Origin of the sequence: Vibrio sp. 10N.222.55.C6, from assembly GCF_041473395.1 — a bacterium.
GTDB lineage: Bacteria > Pseudomonadota > Gammaproteobacteria > Enterobacterales > Vibrionaceae > Vibrio > Vibrio crassostreae_C.
In genome coordinates this window covers 1-686 of the sequence record NZ_JBFRSD010000757.1, presented here as the reverse complement: position 1 = coordinate 686, position 686 = coordinate 1, and the positions used below count along the sequence as shown (strand labels likewise).

Annotated in this window: 1 protein-coding gene; it reads left to right on the top strand. The window is 43.6% G+C overall.

Annotated elements, in window-relative coordinates; all coding sequences use genetic code 11:
• Nucleotides 1-77 precede the first annotated feature (77 nt).
• Nucleotides 78-686 (top strand): type I-F CRISPR-associated protein Cas7f/Csy3 (locus tag AB4486_RS26005; RefSeq protein ID WP_372119636.1); only part of this gene is annotated, 609 nt, incomplete at its 3' end.

The following is a 686-nucleotide window of genomic DNA, read 5'->3' as shown; positions in this document are numbered from 1 at the left end:
TTTTAAACCACGCCTTTTGGTCGATAGAATGCAGTAGCGAAACTATTCTTATAAAAAACTATAGGGATTAATCGTTTATGGAACTTTGCACTCAGCTGAACTACGTTCGATCACTCTCTGCTGGCAAAGCATATTTCTACCACCTTTCGAAAAGTGGTGAGATGTGTCCCCTTGAAATTGATAGAACTAGGTTGCGCGCACCAAAAGGGGGTTATGCAGAAGCCTATAAAGGGGGCAAGTTCGTAGCAAAGAATGTTGCTCCACAAGATTTAGCTTACTCCAATCCTCAGTTCATCGAAGAGTGTTATGTAAAACCTGGTGTTGATGATATCTACTGTGCATTCCCTCTTCGAATTCGAGCCAATTCTCTAACCCCTGATATCTGTAGTGACGATGAAGTGCGCAGTAAACTTTCGCTACTGGCTAATACTTATAAAGAGCTTAATGGGTATCAGGAGCTCGCTCATCGATACGCAAAGAATATACTGCTTGGCCGTTGGCTTTGGCGCAACAGAGAGTGTCGAAACCTGTCGATAGAAGTGACCACCAGTGATTCGCAAACCTTGATTATAGAAAACGCAACAAGGCTTTCTTGGTATGGTCATTGGGATGAGGCTTCAGCAGAATGCCTAGAAAAGCTCACAGCCTATTTGATGCGAGCTCTGGCTGACCCAACCGAATATTTC